General features: G+C 66.5%; 19 protein-coding genes. All 19 read right to left on the reverse strand.

All coding sequences use genetic code 11. From position 1 onward, the window contains the following. Nucleotides 1-49: 49 nt before the first annotated feature. The 19 genes from ACAZ03_RS12570 to ACAZ03_RS12660 all read right to left on the reverse strand — a co-directional run bounded on the left by ACAZ03_RS12570 (nucleotide 50) and on the right by ACAZ03_RS12660 (nucleotide 17995). Nucleotides 50-328: a hypothetical protein gene (locus ACAZ03_RS12570; protein ID WP_373354061.1), complete on the reverse strand. Its 279-nt coding sequence runs from the start codon at nucleotides 326-328 to the stop codon at nucleotides 50-52. After that, nucleotides 297-737, reverse strand: coding sequence for a hypothetical protein (locus tag ACAZ03_RS12575; protein ID WP_373354063.1), 441 nt, complete (start codon nucleotides 735-737; stop codon nucleotides 297-299). Before ACAZ03_RS12575 ends, ACAZ03_RS12570 begins: the two co-directional genes overlap by 32 nt. A gap of 32 nt (nucleotides 738-769) precedes the next feature. Further along, on the reverse strand, nucleotides 770-1687 hold the full coding sequence (locus ACAZ03_RS12580; protein ID WP_373354065.1) for a hypothetical protein: 918 nt from the start codon (nucleotides 1685-1687) through the stop codon (nucleotides 770-772). A 3-nt stretch (nucleotides 1688-1690) separates the two neighbouring features. Beyond that, nucleotides 1691-2623 (reverse strand): hypothetical protein, encoded by a 933-nt coding sequence (locus ACAZ03_RS12585; RefSeq protein ID WP_373354067.1) that lies wholly within the window; start codon nucleotides 2621-2623, stop codon nucleotides 1691-1693. Then, on the reverse strand, nucleotides 2620-6621 hold the full coding sequence (locus ACAZ03_RS12590) for a hypothetical protein (protein WP_373354068.1): 4002 nt from the start codon (nucleotides 6619-6621) through the stop codon (nucleotides 2620-2622). Before ACAZ03_RS12590 ends, ACAZ03_RS12585 begins: the two co-directional genes overlap by 4 nt. Then, nucleotides 6618-6815 (reverse strand): hypothetical protein, encoded by a 198-nt coding sequence (locus ACAZ03_RS12595; protein WP_373354069.1) that lies wholly within the window; start codon nucleotides 6813-6815, stop codon nucleotides 6618-6620. Before ACAZ03_RS12595 ends, ACAZ03_RS12590 begins: the two co-directional genes overlap by 4 nt. Further along, nucleotides 6812-7288, reverse strand: a complete 477-nt coding sequence (locus ACAZ03_RS12600; protein ID WP_373354071.1) for a hypothetical protein — start codon at nucleotides 7286-7288, stop codon at nucleotides 6812-6814. The genes ACAZ03_RS12595 and ACAZ03_RS12600 overlap by 4 nt, the downstream gene beginning before the upstream one ends. Next, the gene (locus ACAZ03_RS12605) at nucleotides 7288-8229 is read right to left on the reverse strand and encodes a phage tail tube protein (protein ID WP_373354073.1); all 942 of its coding nucleotides are present in this window, start codon (nucleotides 8227-8229) and stop codon (nucleotides 7288-7290) included. Before ACAZ03_RS12605 ends, ACAZ03_RS12600 begins: the two co-directional genes overlap by 1 nt. 59 nt (nucleotides 8230-8288) lie before the next feature. Then, nucleotides 8289-8936: a DUF6441 family protein gene (locus ACAZ03_RS12610; RefSeq protein ID WP_373354074.1), complete on the reverse strand. Its 648-nt coding sequence runs from the start codon at nucleotides 8934-8936 to the stop codon at nucleotides 8289-8291. Next, complete coding sequence (locus ACAZ03_RS12615) at nucleotides 8933-9265, reverse strand: hypothetical protein (protein ID WP_373354076.1); 333 nt, start codon at nucleotides 9263-9265, stop codon at nucleotides 8933-8935. Before ACAZ03_RS12615 ends, ACAZ03_RS12610 begins: the two co-directional genes overlap by 4 nt. Nucleotides 9266-9279: 14 nt before the next feature. Beyond that, the gene (locus ACAZ03_RS12620) at nucleotides 9280-9708 is read right to left on the reverse strand and encodes an acyl-CoA transferase (RefSeq protein WP_373354077.1); all 429 of its coding nucleotides are present in this window, start codon (nucleotides 9706-9708) and stop codon (nucleotides 9280-9282) included. After that, nucleotides 9708-9998, reverse strand: coding sequence for a hypothetical protein (locus ACAZ03_RS12625; protein WP_373354078.1), 291 nt, complete (start codon nucleotides 9996-9998; stop codon nucleotides 9708-9710). The genes ACAZ03_RS12620 and ACAZ03_RS12625 overlap by 1 nt, the downstream gene beginning before the upstream one ends. Before the next feature lie 35 nt (nucleotides 9999-10033). Then, a complete protein-coding gene (locus ACAZ03_RS12630; RefSeq protein WP_373354079.1) occupies nucleotides 10034-10405 on the reverse strand; it encodes a DUF2190 family protein in 372 nt (123 codons plus the stop codon). Between the two features lie 105 nt (nucleotides 10406-10510). Then, the gene (locus tag ACAZ03_RS12635) at nucleotides 10511-12601 is read right to left on the reverse strand and encodes a ClpP-like prohead protease/major capsid protein fusion protein (RefSeq protein WP_373354081.1); all 2091 of its coding nucleotides are present in this window, start codon (nucleotides 12599-12601) and stop codon (nucleotides 10511-10513) included. Beyond that, complete coding sequence (locus ACAZ03_RS12640) at nucleotides 12588-14072, reverse strand: phage portal protein (protein WP_373354083.1); 1485 nt, start codon at nucleotides 14070-14072, stop codon at nucleotides 12588-12590. Before ACAZ03_RS12640 ends, ACAZ03_RS12635 begins: the two co-directional genes overlap by 14 nt. 4 nt (nucleotides 14073-14076) lie before the next feature. Next, the gene (locus tag ACAZ03_RS12645; RefSeq protein ID WP_373354084.1) at nucleotides 14077-14277 is read right to left on the reverse strand and encodes a phage head-tail joining protein; all 201 of its coding nucleotides are present in this window, start codon (nucleotides 14275-14277) and stop codon (nucleotides 14077-14079) included. Beyond that, nucleotides 14274-16352: a phage terminase large subunit family protein gene (locus ACAZ03_RS12650; protein ID WP_373354086.1), complete on the reverse strand. Its 2079-nt coding sequence runs from the start codon at nucleotides 16350-16352 to the stop codon at nucleotides 14274-14276. Before ACAZ03_RS12650 ends, ACAZ03_RS12645 begins: the two co-directional genes overlap by 4 nt. Continuing rightward, nucleotides 16353-16988 (reverse strand): hypothetical protein, encoded by a 636-nt coding sequence (locus ACAZ03_RS12655; RefSeq protein WP_373354087.1) that lies wholly within the window; start codon nucleotides 16986-16988, stop codon nucleotides 16353-16355. It lies immediately after the preceding gene. A gap of 281 nt (nucleotides 16989-17269) precedes the next feature. Beyond that, a complete protein-coding gene (locus ACAZ03_RS12660) occupies nucleotides 17270-17995 on the reverse strand; it encodes a hypothetical protein (RefSeq protein ID WP_373354089.1) in 726 nt (241 codons plus the stop codon). Nucleotides 17996-18008: the final 13 nt, after the last annotated feature.

An 18008-nucleotide genomic window follows, 5' to 3' on the forward strand; every position in this document is an offset into this window, starting at 1 on the left:
GGATGGATCTGGAGCTTTCGGAGAGCGATTGATGCGGCCGCCCTGAGCCCTATCGGGCGGTCCGGTCCTTCAGGATCGCCATGTCGCGCTGCAGATCCTCGACGCGGCCGTGCAGCTCCTCCTGCCCCTCCCTCAGCGCCTCGAGGGAGGGCAACAGGTCCGGGACACGGCAGGAGGCAGCCTGGACGGCGGCAGCCACTGCTGAGCTCGTGGGGCGGCCCTTGCGCGCGCCGATGATGAAGGAGCCGATGGCCGTGAGGCCGAGGCCTGCGGCGGTGGAGAGGGCGGCGAGCGCCTCAATGCCCGAAGATGTGAGCCAGTCGAGCATCGGCGCCGCTCCTGTAGGCTGCGAGGATTTCGAACAGGGCGAGCACCGTATATGTCCCGGCGCCGGTCGAAGGGGCGACGGCTGCGCCGATCACGTAGGGCCAGCCGAACGCCATCGCGAGAAAGCCGAAGATGCCGGCCCCCACGACGGCGCCGGCCATGCGAAGAGTGGGGGTGCGCCGCCAGCTGCCGTTGATGTAGAGCGCTACCAGGCGCATCGCCGCAATCAGAGCCAGCGGCGTCGAGACCATGGCATCGTCGAAGCCAATTCCATCGAACGTGCTGAAGCTCGGCTCCGCCATGGTTTCGCCCGGCAGCATCAGTGCAAGGGCGAAGCCCAGGAGCACGAGCGACGTCAGCCACTCCGTGGCCCTGCCGTGCTGCACGAGAGCGGAGGCGATGCGGCGCATGGGCGACGGGCCCCTTGGCGTCACGGCGCCGATCACGCCCACCTCCCTCTCATTTCGACATCGAGACTCACTGTGTTTCCGGAGACGAAGTTCGCTTCGCCGCTCTGGCGCGGGACCACGATGGAAATCGAGGGTGCGCTCGGGAACACCCCGGTCGCATAGGGCAAGCCGACGCTAAGATCGCCCGGCCCGCCGGAAAGGCTGGAGCCCACCTTGTTCAACGCCGTAAGGTAGACCGTGCCCACCGGGGCAATAGGGAAAGACCAGGTGACCGACAGGCTGAGCCCCGATCCGCCATAGGCGGCCGTCACGCGATGGCGGCATACGAGCCGGCCATCGCTCCACTTCTCGTAATAGCCGTTGCCGCCCGTGCCGCTATTGATGAGGAATGGCTGCTCCGTCCAGCTTGACCACGACACTCCGTTATAGCTCCGCGTGAAGGACCGCCGGGGCCAGATGACGTTGCCCGTGAGTTCGGTGGCTGTCTGCAGCAGCCGGCCAGCCAAACCGTCGGTGTGGAGCAGCCAGACCCGCGTTCCGCTGCCGCCGAGCGCCGGGAAGCTCTTGGCGACGGCGTTCGCTTCGGTGTCAGTCAGGCTGTAGCCAGAGAGGATCTCCGCATCATTGGCGGTATAGCCGTCCGGGAGCGCCGGCACTTCCTCGCCGATGAAGCGCCCGGGGTAGAAGAACGGCGCGCCATCCGCGATGCCGAGGACCATGCCGTTGTAGGGCGTCAAATCGCCGCTCAGGACCTCTCCGGTGAGCGCCGTCGCCGCGATCGTGTTCATGTCGGCCTGAAGGGCCGCACGAAAAGTCTCTCGGAAGTCGTGATCTGCCTCAAAGAAGGCGTAGAGCGCCGCGACGGCGGCATCGAAGGGGACCTGCCCCATGTTTCGGAGGGGATAGGTGCCCGGCGTCGCCGGGGGCACCAGATTGGCGACTTCGCTCATGATTCAGAGCCCCACTATTCTCAGGTTAAGGTAGGAGTGTCGGGAGGTCCGGGCTGTCATGACAGCGCTCTCGAGGACCCCGTAAACCGTGTATTCTGGATTGCCATCCGAGAGCTCCCAGACGGCGGCCAGGCCGTCGAGCGCTCGCAAGACCTCCTTGACAGCCCTCTGGCCGCCGGCCGGAACCTTGACTTCGCAGCTCACCATTTCGCCCGGCAAAAGGCGGATCAGCGTGGTTTTGCGACCATCGCTCTCCTTGATGCTGAAGCTGTCGATCTCCCAGCTCGGCTTGACGAGGGTAGCGCCGACTTCTTGCACCAGCCCCATGACGATCGCTCCGACTCGCGCGGTTCCGCCGGGATGGCTGATCGCGATGTCGATCGGCACCGAAGGCGCCACGTTGAGGTCAGTCCGTCGGTATTCTCGCTCCGGCACGAAGGGAAGGTTGAAGTAGCGCCAGAAGCTCTCCTGGATATTCGCAAGATCCTGAAGCTGGTATTCGATATCGAGGTTGTCACCCGGCGAGATATCGGTGGCGATGGCTTCGATGGACGAGCCCTCGACGTTCTCGAAACACAGCCCCATCACGCGCCCGGGGGCGGCGACAGTATACGTGATCTCTTCGGGCCATTCCGCATGGGTCTCGATGACCCGCGCCTGATCCACCCCGCGCTGGATGTCGAAGGGGCGAAGCCGGTTCGGCGGCCCGAGCAAGACCCAGTCAGGTTGGTCCGGCAAAACAGGATTTGCGTGAGCATAGGCCGCGCCGCTGTCGCCGATGAACTCGTAGATCTGGCCATCGGATGCGAGAACGATGGAACCCGGGGCCCCCCTCGAATAGACATCACCGTGATCCCATTCCGGCTCGAGGGGGATGTTCGTGGCTACGATCTCGGCGGCGGTGATCTCGTAAGGAGTGATGATCCGGAAAGTCATGCGCTCACCTTCGCCGCACCTTGAAGGCCGAGCATCTTGCGCGTGTTGCCCTCCGTCCGCTTGGTCGCGGCAACAGTCTCCCGAGAGGAGCTCGCCATTTCCTCCATGGATGTCTGGATCCGGGTCAGGATCTGCTCCACCCGCGGCATCTCGATCGTGGTCGGGCCGTTGGAGGACGACCCGCCATAGTCGCGGAGACGCTCGCGGCCGGCACGGGCGTCCACGACGGCCCGACGCTCGTCATAGAGGCTTGCGTAATACTTGTAGCCCTCGGCCGCGCGCACGGCGTCCTCGATGCTGCGGAGGCGCTCCTCTTCGGCGCGCTTCGCCTCTTCGGCGACACGAGTTGCCTCCTCCTGCAGGTAGATCTGCTCGATGAGCTTCTTCGCGTGCTCGGTCTGCGCATCGGCAAGCCGGGCTTCCAGCTCGAGCTGACGCACCAGGTCGTCATTTCCCTGAGCCCGAGCGAGTTCCAGCTCGAGGTTGTCGACCTCATCTCTGGCGCTTTCGACCTTCGCCAGCTTCTGGTCACGGGCCGCATCCCGGGCCGTCTGCATGGCGGTGCGCAGATCTTCGACCTGATCCACCAGCCCGGCGAGGCTGATCGCCCCGGCGGCCGCAGCGGCCCGCCCGGCGTCCATGAGCTTGTCGACGACCTCACGCAGATCCTCGGCGCTCTCCACCGATGCCGTGATGCCGAAGCCGCGGAGCTGCTTGTCGAGATCCCGCTGCAGGATCGCGAGCTGCTCGGCGTCGTCGTACATTCGGAAGTAGGCGTCGGCACCGGCCGAGAATTCCGAGGCCCCTACCCTGTCAAGAATGTCGGCGGCCTTGGCGGCGTTCTTGATGGTCTCTGGCAGCGTGTCCATGCCGAGCATGCGCTGAACATCGTTGTAGGTGCCCATGGCCTCCGTGAGGCGCGCCATAGTTTGCAGCGCCGTCTCGCCGGCAAGGGTGTAGGCCTTGGTGCCCAGAGCGGCCTGCGCTGCTTGCTCCTGATAGTCGCTGAGCTCGTCGGTGAGAGCCGACATCGCCTGATCGGCACTCATGCCTTGCGTGTCGAGGTCGAACTTCGTCACGACGCCAGAGAGGCTCTCTGCGGTCAGGCCGAGCCCGCCGGCGAGGTCGCGGACCTCTCCTCGGATCACTGCGGATGCCTCCCGCAGATAGGCCGTGACCTCCGCGTTGATCTCGCTGGAGGTGGAGTCGTTTTTCGACAGGCCCCAGAAGCTCGTGCGGCGGGTGGTCTCATAGTCCGAGGCTCGGCTCCCGCCACCGATCTGGCCGCGGATGCCGCCGGCGATGACCTCGCTCGACGAGAATCCCTGGATGAGCTGGATGGCGGTGGTGACTGCGCCGATCGCCGGCATTGCGGAGGACAGCGCCGCGCCGATGCCGGCGAGCCCGTCGCCGGAGAACAGGCCGCCAAGTTCTACGCTGCCGAAGATATCGCCGATGCTGCGGCCCTCGCCGAGCGCGTCGTAAAACGAGCTGCCAGCCTGCCGGCCAAGATCACGGAAACCGCCTAGGAGATCGCCCGCCGCGGCTGCCTCGGTCAGGGACTGGATCGTCGAGGACGCGAAAGCGATGTTCGCCTCTCGCGCCTCCTGCGCAGCCCTGGCGACATCGAGGAGGTCGTCCATCAGCTCCTCGGCCGCCTCGGAGGCCTCGGTCATCGCCCCAGCGGCACCTCCGCCACCGCCAGCGGCCGCCGCGGCCAGCGCATCCATGCCGGCGGCGATAGAGTGGGTTAATTCTTCAGCGCGCGCAGCCTTTGCTGTGCCAGCTTCGTAAGCCGCAGCAATCTGATCGGCCGTAAAGGTGGCGGCTGATGCCACGCCCCCCAATTCTCCAGAGAGTGCGGCGAGTTCGTCCCGTTGCGCGAGAATAGTCGCCGAGGCCGCCCCGACGCCGAGTTCGACCTGATAGCGGACGGCCGCATCCTGTCTTTCAAGACCGGCGATTACACCGTCGATCTGCCCCGCAATTCCCGCCATGGCCGCAGGAACCTGCCCGAGGCGCGCGACCAGTTGTGCCGCGAGCGAGGTTGCCGAGCCAAGCTGAATGGACAGCGTGCCAGCGGCAGTGGCGGAAGCTTGGGTTGCTCTCTCGGACGCCTCTGCGTTGCCAAGAAGCACCTCCCATTCCCAGGTCGCGGCGGCGAGCTTGTCGTTGTAAGTGCCCAGTTCCATCCCGCCGTTTTCCCACAGGCGGGCGAAGGCTTGATCGTCGACATTGCCCAAGGGCATGAGCGCTTCGACAAATTGCGCGCCCATCTGGCGGGCCTGATCCTCGGCCACGATGAGCTGTTCGATGACTTCGGTTGAGATATCCTGGCCGGTGGCAACGAGCCCGCGGCGGAACTCCCCGAGGCCTTCGGCGACCCCGTAAAAGTCGCCCATCTCGACGGCCTTCGAGAGAGCCTCCTGCACGGCGGCGATGTCATAGAGCAGCGATCGGTCGAAGGTGATCTCATTGGCCAGGTTGCCGATGCCGGAGACGCGACCCTCGATCGCCGCGAGTTCCTGCTTCGCAACTGTCAGGTTGTCGAGCATAGACTGGGGCACGAAGGTGCCGAGAGCATTCATGTTCGCGATATCGGTCTCGAGTTGCCGGATAACCGCCCGCGCCTCGTCCGCCCCGTCGGCCATGCCTCCGGTGAGCGCACGGCCGACGTCGCCGAAGATCCGGTCGACCTCAATCGACGCCGGGGCGAGCGCGTCTTCGATGAGTTTGGAGAGGCTCGCGACCGCACTCGCCTCCTCCATCCGGGCCATCTGGTTGACCATGTCGCGAACGGTTTCGGTTGCCGCACCATAGGTCGCGATGAAGTCGTCGCCCCCATTGGGCCCAGCCAGCCTCATGGCTTCGGAGGCCCGCGAGATTGCCGTCTCGGTCTCCGACAGTTGTTCAGTGAAGGTGCGGGCCTCCTCCTCCGCTTCTTCAGTATCCCGCGCGGCCTTGAGAATATTGCCGCCCAGCATCAGGGCCGCAGAAGCGGCCATACCGATGCCGATTGCCACCGGACCGCCAAATAGCATCCCGATATCGGAGCCCTGCACCGCCAGGGCCCGGAGCGGGTCGCCAGTGGCAATCGCCATGTCCCCGACCTGGCTAAGCTGCATCATCCCCATGCGGAAATCGAAGCCACGCCCGAGGCCCCTGGCAGCAGCGGCGGCGCGAGAAGACCCTGCCGTCACATCATCGAGCCTCAGCTTGGCGAGCGCGAGCGTCGCGTTGGCCTCCGCCTGAGAGACTTCGCCCAGCTCGACGGCCGCGCGAGTCGTCCGAACTGCATCGGCATACCGCTGCTGGGCGGCGAAGGTGGGATCAAGCGAAGCACGCAAGGAGGCGTACTCTCGCGCCTGGTTCTCGATGTTCTGAGTGAATACGGCCGCACTGTCCGCCGCCGATTTCGAAGCCTGCTCGACCTGGCCGTACTTCACGGCCGCGGTCGAGATCAGCTCATTGGCCTCGGCCTGCGACAGCCTCCCACGCGCGACCGCCTGCTCGAGCGACGTAACGGCGGCCTCATAACGCTTCGTCGAGGCGTAGGTCGGGTCGAGCGCCATCCGGAGCGCCTCGATTTCCGCTTCCTCCCGGTCCAGCGCCGCAGCAAGGACAGAAGCACTATCGGCCGCCGACTTCGAAGCCTGCTCGACCTGGCCGTACTTCACGGCCGCCGCGGAGATCAGTTCGTTCGCTTCTGCCTGCGAGACCCGGCCGCGTTGGACGGCAACGTCGATCTGGCCCAGTGCGTCCTCGTACCGTTTGAGGTTCGCGTTGGCTGGGATCAGAGACGCCTTAAGGGTATCGAAACTTGCCGACTCCTTGTTGAGCATGTCGACGAAGACAGACGCGCTCGAGGCGGCCGATTTTGAGCCGGCCTGGACCTCTTCGCTCAGGCGCCGCGCAGCGCCGGTGTTCTGGTCGAATTGGCGGAGAACGAGATCCCCACCCTCCGACACCCACCGAACCGCAAAGCGCTTCTCAGTCATTCGACAGAATCCTTCATGCGACGGAAGCCAGCGAGCGCGCCGTCTTCGATACGGGGGAGGAAGTGGCTGAGGGCGGCAAGGTCGATACCTCGGCCCTCGGCGAGCTTGAAGATGGCCGAGAAGTCGAGCCCATAGGCGCCCGCCATTGATGTGCGGACTTGCCCGCCGATGACGGGCAGCAGTCCTTCGATCATGCGCCCTTCGACGCTTTGCGCTGCCTGGGCGCGGAACGGGCACTCTTCGCACCGCGACGGGCAGCTCCGGCAGTATTCTTTCCCGCCCCCGAAGTGCCATTCCGCGAGGCGGTAGAGACGTTTCCCTCTTCGATGACCTGCAGATAGGGGCTGACATACTGCGTCACGAAGGACTGCCAGACGACGGCATCCTTCATGAGCTGGGGGATCAGGGCGGCATCGAACGGCTGCTCTTCCTCGCCGGCAAGATCGCCGATGCCCGACCAGCCACAGATCGTGCGTTCGGCCAGGAGGACGACCCAGGCAGCAGGACGGGTGCTCGGGCGCACAGAGTTGTCCGGGGCTTCCTTGGTCGAGGCCGCGTCGTCCATGGCCTGGATGACCATCTCGCGATCGAGCGGGATGCAGTGAAGGGCGGCGCCATGAAGCAACTCGACCCGCGCCTCGGTGTTGGTGAGGTTCAGCCGGAACATCAGTAGGACGCCTTCTCGTTGACGAGCGTGACCACCATCATCGGCTCGCCGTTGGTCTGCAGGGCGGAGGTGAAGTCGAAGGTGACGTCGACACCGTTCGGGCCCTGCACCTCGCGCTTCGGCACCGTCAGGTGGGAATTGGGGGCGGCGATCGTCAGCTTCTTGCCGGCGCTGATCTCCCAGTCGAAGGTGAGCGCCATGGCGGTGCCCGCGACGGCGAGATCGTACATCGCCGTGTCCGCGAACCGGGCGCGGACCTGACCCGTCAGGGCAGTCTTCCCCGGCGAGAAGTGATCCACCAGACCGTCGGCGCGGATCGCCTCCACCGCCTCGAGGTTCTTGGTGTACTTCACCGAGGCCGACAGAAGCTTCGCCGCGGACCCGTCACGGAGGATCGAGCCATTGGCATGCGAGAAGCGCTCGGTGGAAAGGGTTGCGAGCGTCCCGGCGTCGCTCGTCGCCTCGCTTGCGAACCCCTGCCCCATGAGGTCGAAGCTGCAGGTGAGCTTCTGACCGCGCCCGAAGGCCATGTCGATGTTCATGCCATTGGCGACGACGCCGGAATACATCGTGTAGAGCGGCACCTCGGGGTGCCCTTTCTCGATCGACGCGGAGAGAATGTCGCTGCTGCCGCTCTCGAAGACGTGCGTATAGGGGGCGCTGCCGGTCGTACCCGGATCGCCGAGAAGGAGCTTCAGCCAGAGGCCGAAGGACTCGACGCCGACCGGCACCACCATCCCGCCCTTGACTTCGATGACGTCGGCGGTGCTCTCGAGCGGGTCATTGCCCACGCCGAGCAGGTCATCGGGCACCCTGCCCTGCATCTCCCCGAGGGTGTTCTGCACGAAGGGGATGGTGAAAAACCCACTGGCCGGCGGAGTGCCGTAGGTGGATTCGAAGGCGAGCGCCGTTTCGGTCGTCGCTCCGCGAGCATCGGGCATCGTTTGTCTCCTTCAGGATCTCTGGTTGTGGTCGTGGGAGGGCAAGGGTCTGCCTCTCGTCATTCGGGCCAGTTGGCCGCGATATCCGCCGCGAGCTGTGACGCGACGACCTGGGCATCCTCGGCGAGGTTCAGGCGCTTCCTCAGCTGGACGCTCGGAACGAGGATAAAGATCGGAACGGTTTGGGCGCCGGTCAGGATGCCGTCCGTCTTGCGACGACGGCCCAGCTTGCGCTTCGCAATGCCGCTCTTCTTGAGGCGAGCATCATTCGCCACGAGCAAAGAGGCCCGGCCCGGGCGATAGACGAAGCGGAGGGGGACACGGTGCATGCGTTCCCACATCGCGGGCGTCATCCGCTTGCCACGCGACCCGAGGCCGGCGGCGTCGGTCGGAATGGCGAGCCAGGCGCCGCCGCTGGAAACGATCGTGCCCCCCTGCTCGTGGGCGGCGATGACCTTCGGTGATTTCACCCAGACCATCGCGGCGGCGTTCACGGAGATGTCGCCCCGGGGGTATGTCGCGCCCTGCACCGAGTTGGGCAGGCGTTCGCCCTTGAGGTTTTGGCGAATCTGGCCGCGCCAACGTTGGGTCAACCGCGCCTGAGCGGTCGCCATCGCATTGGTCACCGCCCGCTTGGCCCTGACCTTCTCGAGAGCGAAGCTGGCCACATACTCCCGCTCGTCGACCTCGAGCTTGAAGCCGATCACTTCGTGGCCGGTCCTTCGTCCTGAGCCTGGTGCTCGGCCTCGGCCACGCGCTCGGGAACCGGGCCGGAGCCGCTGGCACTGGCCGGCTGTGCCTCCGGCCGGGGCGCATGTTCGGCCCGCTGCTGGAACGCCTTGCCGGGCGCAACACCCACCGTCTGCGCCGGGGCGAGGTGCACCTCCTGCCCGGCAGGCAGATCGAAGACCCCACCGACTCGCCAGCGCGCGCCGGCCAGCTGACCCGCGAGGGCCCGGAACTGCACCATGTTGAGCTTGATCTTGGCCGGGCCCGAGACGAGGGCCCCTTTCTGGCCGGAGGTGAACTTCTTCATGGGGGGATCTCTCCTTATCCCAGCGGGTTGCTGGTCTTGTAGGTCACGAAAAGCACGATCACGGCCGCCTTGACCGGCTCATGCATCGCGAGATCATCGAGGTCGGCCGGAGGCGTCGCCTCTAGCCAGATACAGAGCCCGCCGAGCGTGCGGTTGGCGAGAACGGCGGCGCCGATGGCAACCTTCAGGGCATCGAATGTCGCATCCCGATCGGTGCCTGAGACGAGCACCTCGATGTCGATCTGGTGCTCGTATTCGTACTCGAGCGGCGACATGGTGACGTAAGGTTCGCCCGGGTCGGCCTCGCGGAGCGTTACATGACCCTGCGGGCCGATGCGGTCGGGCATCGAGGTATTGCGCTCGACGGTAGCCCCGAGCGGCGTCAGCGCCGCTGAGATGACCCCCTGAAGTGCCGCGAAAATCGTCTCAGCCGTGCTGGACATCAGACGGCCTCGATCCGGACCGGAGCCCGCCAGACCAGCCCCTCGGCATCCGAAAGCGGTGCACCAGCTATCACCAGCCGTTCATCACCAACCTCGAAGACGTCGTTGGTCCCGAGGGCGGGGACCGCCGCCTTCATCACTTCGATCTCGAAATCCCCGGTCACGATCTGCGTGCCAGCGAAGCCCCGCTCGATGTCCGGGCTGGAGCGGATGATGCGCACGGCGATACCCTCGCTCGAACCGCCGGCGTAGAAGGTGGCGTCGACCGCCATGTTCGGATCGGCGAACATGACGGCCGCAGCCCTTGCGAAAGCCGTCACGCCGATCAGGCCTCGTCGGTCACGGCGACAGCCGCGCCGAGGCCGCCGATGCCATTCAGCCGGACCAGCCCGAGGACCTCCTCGGCGCCGGAACCGCGGGCTTCCATGGCCACGCCGATCAGGCGGTTGTCCTCGGCCACCGTCGTGGCTTCCGCCGCGCTTTCGTCCCAGAAAATGGCGGCGCCGACGGTCCAGGCCTGCGACGCGGCCTTCGGCAGCTCGTAGACGCCAAGGAGGTTCAGCACACCCTCTTCGCCCGAGGCCACGTCATTGACCGCGACGCCGAAGATCGTGCCGACCACCACGCCATCGCCGGACGCGTAGGCAGCACCGGCCGTGAACGTCAGGGTCTCGCCCTGCGCCTTGAAGTTCTTCATGTCTGTCTCCAGGAAATCTGAGGGCTCTTCCGGCTCACGGGCACCTTGCCGGCCGGCAGAGGGTCGCCCGGCCCGCGAGGGGCCGGGCTTCGCGCGTCAGCCGGCTCAGGCGCCGGGGTTCTTGTAGAAGGTGCGGTAGTCGAGCGGCGCCACGCCGGCGTCGATCCGCACCTTCATTTCGACCCCATCGACGGTCCAACCCTGTTTCTCTTCGAGGTAGGGCTCGTCGGCGCCGTCGAGATAGGCCACCTCGATGGTGTCGAAGGCGTTGGGGTCGGCGGAGAGATACCAGGCCGTGGTCGAATTGGCGTCGAGCCGCCCGTCGACGACGATCTCCGCCATATTCGCGACCGGGTTGGTCGCCTGGCCCTTGCCGGAGGTGGGATCGACCGTCGAGGTCATCAGCTGGCGGGCGAGAGTTTCTTGCGCCGCCGGCACGATCAGGAAGCGCGGCGCGATGTTGAGCGTGGCGGCATCCTCCTTGGCGCTTTCCTTCTGCACCCGCATCGCCCCCCGGGCAGCGCCGAGGCTTGCCACCGACAGGGCGGCGGCGCTGTCGGCGAGGTTGTTGTGGTCCCCATGGAAGAGCGACTTGCCGTCGGCCATCGCCGGGTTGCCGGTCAGCACCGCATAGACGAGGTTGCCGATCGTGCGACGGGAGGCGCGACCCATCTTGCGGGGAGTATCCCCGATGACCATCAGGTCGTCGTTGATGATCGCCTGCCGCGTGATGGCGAAGATCTTGCCATAGGTCGCGAGCGCGATGCTCTCCGCCCGGTCGTCGGCGGTCCCGTACGTGTACTCGGCGCCATCGGGGATCTCCGGCAGCGAGCCGAAAAGGCCGAGGCCGACACGCTTCGACGGCTTGAAATCGGTGAGCGTGCCGGCCCGGGTCCAGAGCGGATAGGTCTCGGCGGCCTCTTCCCAGCCGACGAGGGCAGCCTTGTGAGCGACATCGGCCAGAACGTGGGCGAAGTCGGAAGTGGAGTGCATCCCCGACATGGTCAGAGCCCGGCCCACCATCTCGCGGCGGTCGCGGATGTTGCCGCGGAAGCCGGACATCTCGAGCGACTGGCGGGCCAGCTCCGCCATCGTCATCGACGTGAACTCGTTGCGCTCGCCGCCGGTCAGCCGCGCCTTGTGCATCAGCGCCAGGCGCGCGCCTTCGACGAAGCGCTCGCGGCCGTCGGCGGTGATGCGCGTGGTCGGGCGGCCATGCATCGGCGTGTCGGAATCGCCGGCGCCGGCCCAGGCGGCGGAGATCTGGTCGAGGGCCGACCCGAGCTCGGTGCCGTCGTCGATCAGCTTTTGGGCGACGCTCATGTCGATGCCCGCATGCTGGGCTGCGGCGTTGATGCGGCGGGCGCGCTCGCGCTCCTCGCGCAGGATCTCGGCGCGATCCATGGACGGCGCCGAGGCGGCACCGGGCTCGGCGGCGGCGGGCGGCGAGGTCATGGGCGACACGGCGGCGGCGGTCGTCGGCGTGGGCGCCCCGGCACCCGGGCCACCATTGGTGGGTTTCGGCATGGTCTTCTCCATCGTCATGCGGGGGGCTCCCGCGATCATGGCCATCACGGCCTTGCGGTCCCGGCTCTCGCCGAGATCTTCGGACGCCTCGCGGAGGGCGCGCGGCGCATTCTTGTAGAACCGGTAGTCGAAGCGGGCGGCGGTCGCGGCGCTCGTGTCGCCGTCGTAATCGTCGGCGAACCCCTGCTGCACCGCGTCGGGCCCATCGAGGACTGTTTCCACGCGCATGATCTCGCGCGCTTCATCGCGACCGATCTGCGCCTTCTTGGCGTAGATATCGGCGTAGGCGCGCGAGATGACGGCGAGCATGTCGGCGGTGTTCCGGTGCTCGTCTTCGGTGCCCCGGCCCTCAATGTACCACTGCGCCGGGTCGTGGATCAGCATCCAGGCACCGAGCCGCATCGTCACCCGGTCGCCGGCCATGGCGATCAGGCTGGCGGCCGACATGGCAACGCCATCGACGATGACGTGCACCTGATCCGGGTAGTCGACCAGCATCGTGTAGATGGCCTGCCCTTCATGGGCGAGCCCGCCGGCGGAGTTGATCCGCACCGTGAGCGGGCCGCTCCGGCCCTCCAGGTCGGCGCGGACGCTCGCTGCGGTAAAGTACTCCTCCTCCCAGAAGGAGAACCCCACCGTGCCGTAGAGGTGGATTTCATTCTCGGACATTGCTCGCTCCATCGCTGTTGTCGGCGGGTCTCTGCAGCACGCCGGAAATGGCGACCTTTCGCGGGTCGCTGTCGAAGATCAGGCCTTTGCCATCGGCAAGCTCGTTGTCGGCAATGACTTCTTCCATCACCCGCTCGGGATCGAAGCCGAGCTCACGGATCGCCGCTTGCCGACTGCCAAGGCCGGCGCGCAGCTTGTAGAGCTGGCCGCGAACCTCCTTCTCGGGGTCGATCAGAGCCGGGCGCGGCGGCACCCACGACAAGCTGACCGGCGGTTTGGATCCAATGCGCCGGGTCTGCAGCTGCCAGGCCTCGACGAACCACGCGCCGATCTGCTGCATCGCCGGCACCATCATGTGCCATTGCCACCCCGAGACGGCACGATTCATCTCGATCCGGCCCGCCTTGTACGATGTCCAGTTCGTGCGGTTGAGATCGCCGGAAAGCGCCTCGTAGGTAATGCCGAGCCCCGCCGCGACCATCTGGATCACGGCCGTCGTGAACTGGTCATACCCCCCGACGCCAGGCGGCTCGGCAAACTTGATGTCTTCGCCGGCGCCGAGGAGATCGATCCGGCCGGGCGAAAGCGTCTTCAAGCCCCCCGGGTTCTCCGTCGCCACCGGCTCATCGTCGGCCCTCGTGCGGAAAGCGACGAAGCACGCCGCGATCTTCTGCCGCATCAGCTGGGCATCCTGATGGTCGTCGAGATCCTGAAGGGTCAGCGCCACCGGCGCAAACCAGCTGACGCCCCGCATCTGCCCCGGCCTGTCTTGCCGGTAGATGTGGATGATCTCGCTCGCAGGCACCCGTCGCGAAACTTGCCGGAGCCCCCGCCATCCCCGCGCCCCGGGATGCTCGTCATAGAGCCAATAGGCGATGCGCCGCCCGATGGCGTCGAATTCGATGCCCTCGCGAATGGTCGTGCCAGCCTTCGTCGGCCCGTCGCGCGTCACGTCTAGAAAGTCGGGCTCGAGTACCTGAATCTGGAACGGCAGCGGCAGGCCATCCGTCGGCAGGCGACGGCGCCGGCGGAGAAGGACCTCGCCCGCGGCGACCACCGTATTGATTGCGAGCCGCTGCATGCCGTAGAGCGTCGTGCGCCCGTCGGCGTCGATGGCGTTCGTGTCGAGATGCGCTTCGATGAAGCTGAGCACCTCCCCGCGCAGCTTGTCATCCGCCGTCAGGATCTTCGGGATGATCCCGTCGGCGATGACGTTGTTGGCGATGACCTGCTGTCCGCGCGTCCCGAGAGGAGTATTGCGGATCATGTCGTAGGAGATCGCCGCAAGCCGGGTGCGCGCACCGCGCGCGGCCGCATCGGCATCGCCCCGCACAGGGCGCCAGGAACCGTTGCGGCTCTGCGTCTCGGCCGCCTCATAGCGCATGACCACATCCATCGCCCGCCGCGCACGAGCGCGGCGCAGCCCTTTCTCCGGCGCGACGCTGGCGATCACCCTGTCGAAGATGTTCATGCTGTCAGGCCCGGCGCTGGAAGTCCGGGTGCACATGCGTCGGTCGCGGGCGAACTGCGAGAGCAGCCTCGACAGTCCGCATCGCCGACTGGATCTCTGCCACGGTGCGATAGGTAACTTGCCGCCCATCCGAGAAGGTCACCGACTTCGTGGGGTCGACCAGCGCCCTGCGAAGCGTGGCCAGATCGTCGCTCGTGTAGCTCATAGCCAGTCGCTTCCCTTGTTTCCGAGCCAGTCATCGCCTGGTTCCCGTCTGTCGGCCTTCACCTTCCGGTCCTCGCCCGGCGCGCCTTTCGCAGGCGTCGAAGGTTGCCGGATAGGCGCGGCATGGTCAGACGCTGGATTGAGCGCCTGTTCGAAGAGATCGCCCTGCGATTCCGCCACCTGGCCGCCTCGCTCGTCCTCGAGCTTCGCCCATTGCGCCTCGGTCATGGACGCCCACCCCAGTCTCCGGGCGGCGGCCTCCGAGTAGAGCATCGTGTCGAGACCCTCATTGCGGCGCGAGGGCTCAGCCAACTCCCAGGCGCTGGTCACCACCCCTGAGCGCGCCCGCTTCAGCACGCGGACCTCCGCCGTGAGCTGCCGGAAGTACTCGTCGCCGAGACCGCGGGCGATGTGCACGAAGCCGCGGTCGAGCGGGTCTTCCTTGGCGAGCCAGGCGTAGAAATCCGCCTTCATCTGGCTGACGTTGACCATGAACGCCCGCTTCTGCCGGCGGCGGGCCGAGCCATCCTTGCGCCGCTCGAATTTCATGGGCATCAAGAGCGGCCCTGTCTGGGTCGAAGCACCCTTGACGATTATGACCTTGGTCCAAGGATGCCGCTTGGCGAAGCGCCACACCGCATCGTTGTATGTGCCGCCGTCGATCGCGAGCATGTCGAGCCCTTGGCGCCGACCGCCAGCGGTGCGCCAGCTCGCCTTCAGAAGCGCGTCGAGGGCATCCCAGCCCTCCTGATCGCCGATGAAATGCGGGATGACCCGATAGTCTACCACCCACCGCTGGGCATTCGGGCCATAGGCCACCACCTGGACCTCAAGACGGTCATCCTGGCAATCGACCCCGGCGACGAGGAGGACACCCCGAGCCGGCACAATGGCTTGCGGTAGCACATCCTCGGCGGAAAGGAGTGCCTCGGGTTTGCCCGCCTCCTCCACCCGGTCGCGCAGCTTCTCCCAGTCCGGACCCTTCGAGGCCTGCTCATAGGCGAGGCCGAGCACGTCATTGTGGAAGGTCTGCTCGGTCTCGGCCTCGACGGTCTGCCGGATGAGCCCTTCGCCGCTCTCGCTCACCTTCAGCCGCGTCCAACCCATGACCTGGGCATATTCAACCGCGATCGAAGCCCAGTCCCGCTGAGGCGCGTAGGCGCGCCAGATGTGGAAACCCGGGTGATCGCCGGAAGCGTGGGTCGATCGCCAGAAGCCGCCCGCCAGCATCGCCACCTTGTGCTCGTGCCCGATGACGCAGCCGCATGCGTCGCAGGTAAAATGGGCCGCCGCCAGCCGCTCCGGATCGAGGTTCTTGCGGAAATTGTCCCACGTCAGAGGCGCCGCGTTCCCGCAATGGGGGCACGGCACGTTGTAGAGCCTACGGTCAGACCTGAGCCAAGCCCGGGTGATCCTGCAGGTGCCGGCGACCTGCGGGGTCGAGTTCCGGAGGATCTTGGCGTCCTCGTAGGCACTCGCCCGGCTGACCGCCATCGCTTCCGGGTCACCCTTGCTCGTCATCTCGAACTTCGCGAGGTCGTCCAGCAAAACCAGCGGGCGCGAAGTGCCGGCGAGATCATCTGGAGAGCCGGCAGACGCAACCTTCAGCGACCCGTTGCGGTTCGCCGTCTCCTGGTTGAATTTGGCGTCCTTGTTGTCGCCGCCGCGACCGGTGCCGAAGGTCGCGAGCAGGCTCGGCGCCTGGCGCCGCATCGGCAGCCACTTGTTGTCCACCCATTCGGTCGCCGACGACATCGTCGGGTGCACCACCAAGCTGTCCACGGGACGATACTCGTGCCAGGCGCCAAGGGTCGGGTTGATGACGGACACCGTGCCGCCGATCTGCGCCGACTTTATGAACGTCACCTCGCGCGCCGGATGTTCGGGCGAGAGCACCTCGTGGATCTCCCGCAGGAACGGAAAGCGGTTGATCCGGAACGGGCCGGGCATCGGCGACCGCTCATCGAAGACGATGTTCTCCTCGCACCACCGCGTGATGTCTGGCGGCGGAGGCGGAGCCATGCCGGCGGCTAGGGCGGAAGCGACTGCAGCCTCCGCCGAGCTGAGAAAGCCCATCTAGCTGTCGGCCTGCCGCTCGTCGACGGTCATGCTGGCGGCATCCGCGGCGGCGGAGAGAATGCCCGCTCTGGCACCGCGATGCTCCCGCCAGGCTCCGAGCAAGATCGCCCTGGCCGCCTTGAAATCGACGCCGAGCTGGTCGGCGATGGCGCGCGCGGCCTCCCGAAGCATCGCTTCGAACTCGGCAACTTCCTTGCCGAGCTGGCGGGCTACCTGGCGCTCCACCTCTCGCTTGAGGAGGTAGGTACCCTCCTCAGCCAGATTTTCGCGGCGAAGCTTGCGCGCGCGCTCTTCGGTTTCCTGCGTCCGCGCGAGCTGATAGCGATCGCTGTCGGTCGGGCTCAGGGGGCCGTCCCGCGACGGCCCTGGAGGGACTTCCTTGCCTGGATTCCCGCGCCCTTCGGATGTGATCCGATCGAGCGCCACCTTCGTGCCCCGGCCATTGCCGAGCATCTGGCCCGCATCGAGCTTCTTCCCCAGCACCTTGGCGACCTTCCCCAGGTCATAGCGCCGAGACTGGCCCTCGCCGGTGTGGCAGCCGTCGAGAGTGCCAGCGCTGGTTAGCTGGCTGATGCGAGCCTTGCTCACTCCCAGCTCCTGCGCCACCTCCACCGCTCGCATGCTCGCCTGCATTGCCACCTCGTTTAGGCGACGCCCCCGTTCGCGCCACCGGGTTTAGACCATGGGTTTAGGCTTCGCTGGCCGTTAAGCCCTGCGAAACCACTGCGCCTAGCGCGCCCGTATGCATTTTCACCAAGGAAGGACCCGTTGGGACCCAGCTGAGGGCAAGCTCAAGGGGGTCGGCGGCGGCGCCAAACAGTTGCGCCCGGTCGGGACATCCCCCGCCGGGCGCAACTTTAGATCATGGCACAAGTGCTAGTCCCGAATGACAGCCCCTGTCAATAGGGGTTGTGCTAGAGGCCGTGGAGATCATCGAGGAGCGAGCCGAGCGCGGCACGCAGGCGGGCCGAGTTTGTAGCCCGGGCGGCCCATCCGTGGGCGGCGAGAATATCGCCCAAGCTCCGCCCGGCGATGAGAGCTTGCCATGCCAAGACGCGGCGCCGGATCGTCCGCCGACCAGGCATGGCCAGCGCGCCCTCGGCGAGGAGAGCCGGCCCATCCCCAATGGCACTCTCCATCCGGCGGAGCCGTCGGGCCGTCTCGATCATCGCGTCCGTTACACTGTCGCCGCTGCCCCCCGGCATCCCATCGAAGTTGGAGAGCTTGCCGCCCGATGCCGCCATCAGGTGGACAACATCCGCATAGGCCTCGGCCGCCAAGTGCTGGCCGACGGTGAAGGGCTTACCCTTCCCTCGCCCCCGACACGACAACGCTTCGATGGCGGAGAGCGGCGAGGTCACCCGTGCCGGCAGGCCGTCTGGCATCGGTTCATCGCGCACCCGAACGTTGCCATCTTGCGTGATGACGGCCTCTTCCGGTCGGAATGCCCGCAGCGGAGCGCGGGCCGGGGCGATATGCTCCCAGATTGCCGGCGAGCAGTCTGCCGGGGGGCGTGCCTCGCGGTGCATCCTCGCCAGCCGCGTCGTCTCCTCCGCGCGGCGCGCGTCAGCCGCCTGTCGCGCAGGTGGCCTTTCCATTGTGCCAGTGCGGGTGGCGCCTTCATCGGTGCTCTTGCTCATCATCTGCCTCAAT

Source organism: Pseudoroseicyclus sp. CXY001 (genome assembly GCF_041714655.1).
In the GTDB taxonomy this organism is placed as follows: Bacteria; Pseudomonadota; Alphaproteobacteria; order Rhodobacterales; family Rhodobacteraceae; genus Pseudoroseicyclus_A.

Excerpts from the sequence above, each read along its gene's own strand:
- ACAZ03_RS12590 (WP_373354068.1), bottom strand. The coding sequence starts at position 6,621 with ATGACTGAGAAGCGCTTTGCGGTTCGGTGGGTGTCGGAGGGTGGGGAT.
- ACAZ03_RS12630 (WP_373354079.1), bottom strand. The coding sequence starts at position 10,405 with ATGAAGAACTTCAAGGCGCAGGGCGAGACCCTGACGTTCACGGCCGGT.
- ACAZ03_RS12615 (WP_373354076.1), bottom strand. The coding sequence starts at position 9,265 with ATGAAGAAGTTCACCTCCGGCCAGAAAGGGGCCCTCGTCTCGGGCCCG.
- ACAZ03_RS12605 (WP_373354073.1), bottom strand. The coding sequence starts at position 8,229 with ATGCCCGATGCTCGCGGAGCGACGACCGAAACGGCGCTCGCCTTCGAA.
- ACAZ03_RS12625 (WP_373354078.1), bottom strand. The coding sequence starts at position 9,998 with ATGTTCGCCGATCCGAACATGGCGGTCGACGCCACCTTCTACGCCGGC.
- ACAZ03_RS12645 (WP_373354084.1), bottom strand. The coding sequence starts at position 14,277 with ATGAGCTACACGAGCGACGATCTGGCCACGCTTCGCAGGGCGCTGGTC.
- ACAZ03_RS12660 (WP_373354089.1), bottom strand. The coding sequence starts at position 17,995 with ATGAGCAAGAGCACCGATGAAGGCGCCACCCGCACTGGCACAATGGAA.
- ACAZ03_RS12595 (WP_373354069.1), bottom strand. The coding sequence starts at position 6,815 with ATGATCGAAGGACTGCTGCCCGTCATCGGCGGGCAAGTCCGCACATCA.
- ACAZ03_RS12640 (WP_373354083.1), bottom strand. The coding sequence starts at position 14,072 with ATGAACATCTTCGACAGGGTGATCGCCAGCGTCGCGCCGGAGAAAGGG.
- ACAZ03_RS12655 (WP_373354087.1), bottom strand. The coding sequence starts at position 16,988 with ATGCAGGCGAGCATGCGAGCGGTGGAGGTGGCGCAGGAGCTGGGAGTG.
- ACAZ03_RS12585 (WP_373354067.1), bottom strand. The coding sequence starts at position 2,623 with ATGACTTTCCGGATCATCACTCCTTACGAGATCACCGCCGCCGAGATC.
- ACAZ03_RS12650 (WP_373354086.1), bottom strand. The coding sequence starts at position 16,352 with ATGGGCTTTCTCAGCTCGGCGGAGGCTGCAGTCGCTTCCGCCCTAGCC.
- ACAZ03_RS12635 (WP_373354081.1), bottom strand. The coding sequence starts at position 12,601 with ATGTCCGAGAATGAAATCCACCTCTACGGCACGGTGGGGTTCTCCTTC.
- ACAZ03_RS12575 (WP_373354063.1), bottom strand. The coding sequence starts at position 737 with ATGCGCCGCATCGCCTCCGCTCTCGTGCAGCACGGCAGGGCCACGGAG.
- ACAZ03_RS12600 (WP_373354071.1), bottom strand. The coding sequence starts at position 7,288 with ATGTTCCGGCTGAACCTCACCAACACCGAGGCGCGGGTCGAGTTGCTT.
- ACAZ03_RS12580 (WP_373354065.1), bottom strand. The coding sequence starts at position 1,687 with ATGAGCGAAGTCGCCAATCTGGTGCCCCCGGCGACGCCGGGCACCTAT.
- ACAZ03_RS12620 (WP_373354077.1), bottom strand. The coding sequence starts at position 9,708 with ATGTCCAGCACGGCTGAGACGATTTTCGCGGCACTTCAGGGGGTCATC.
- ACAZ03_RS12570 (WP_373354061.1), bottom strand. The coding sequence starts at position 328 with ATGCTCGACTGGCTCACATCTTCGGGCATTGAGGCGCTCGCCGCCCTC.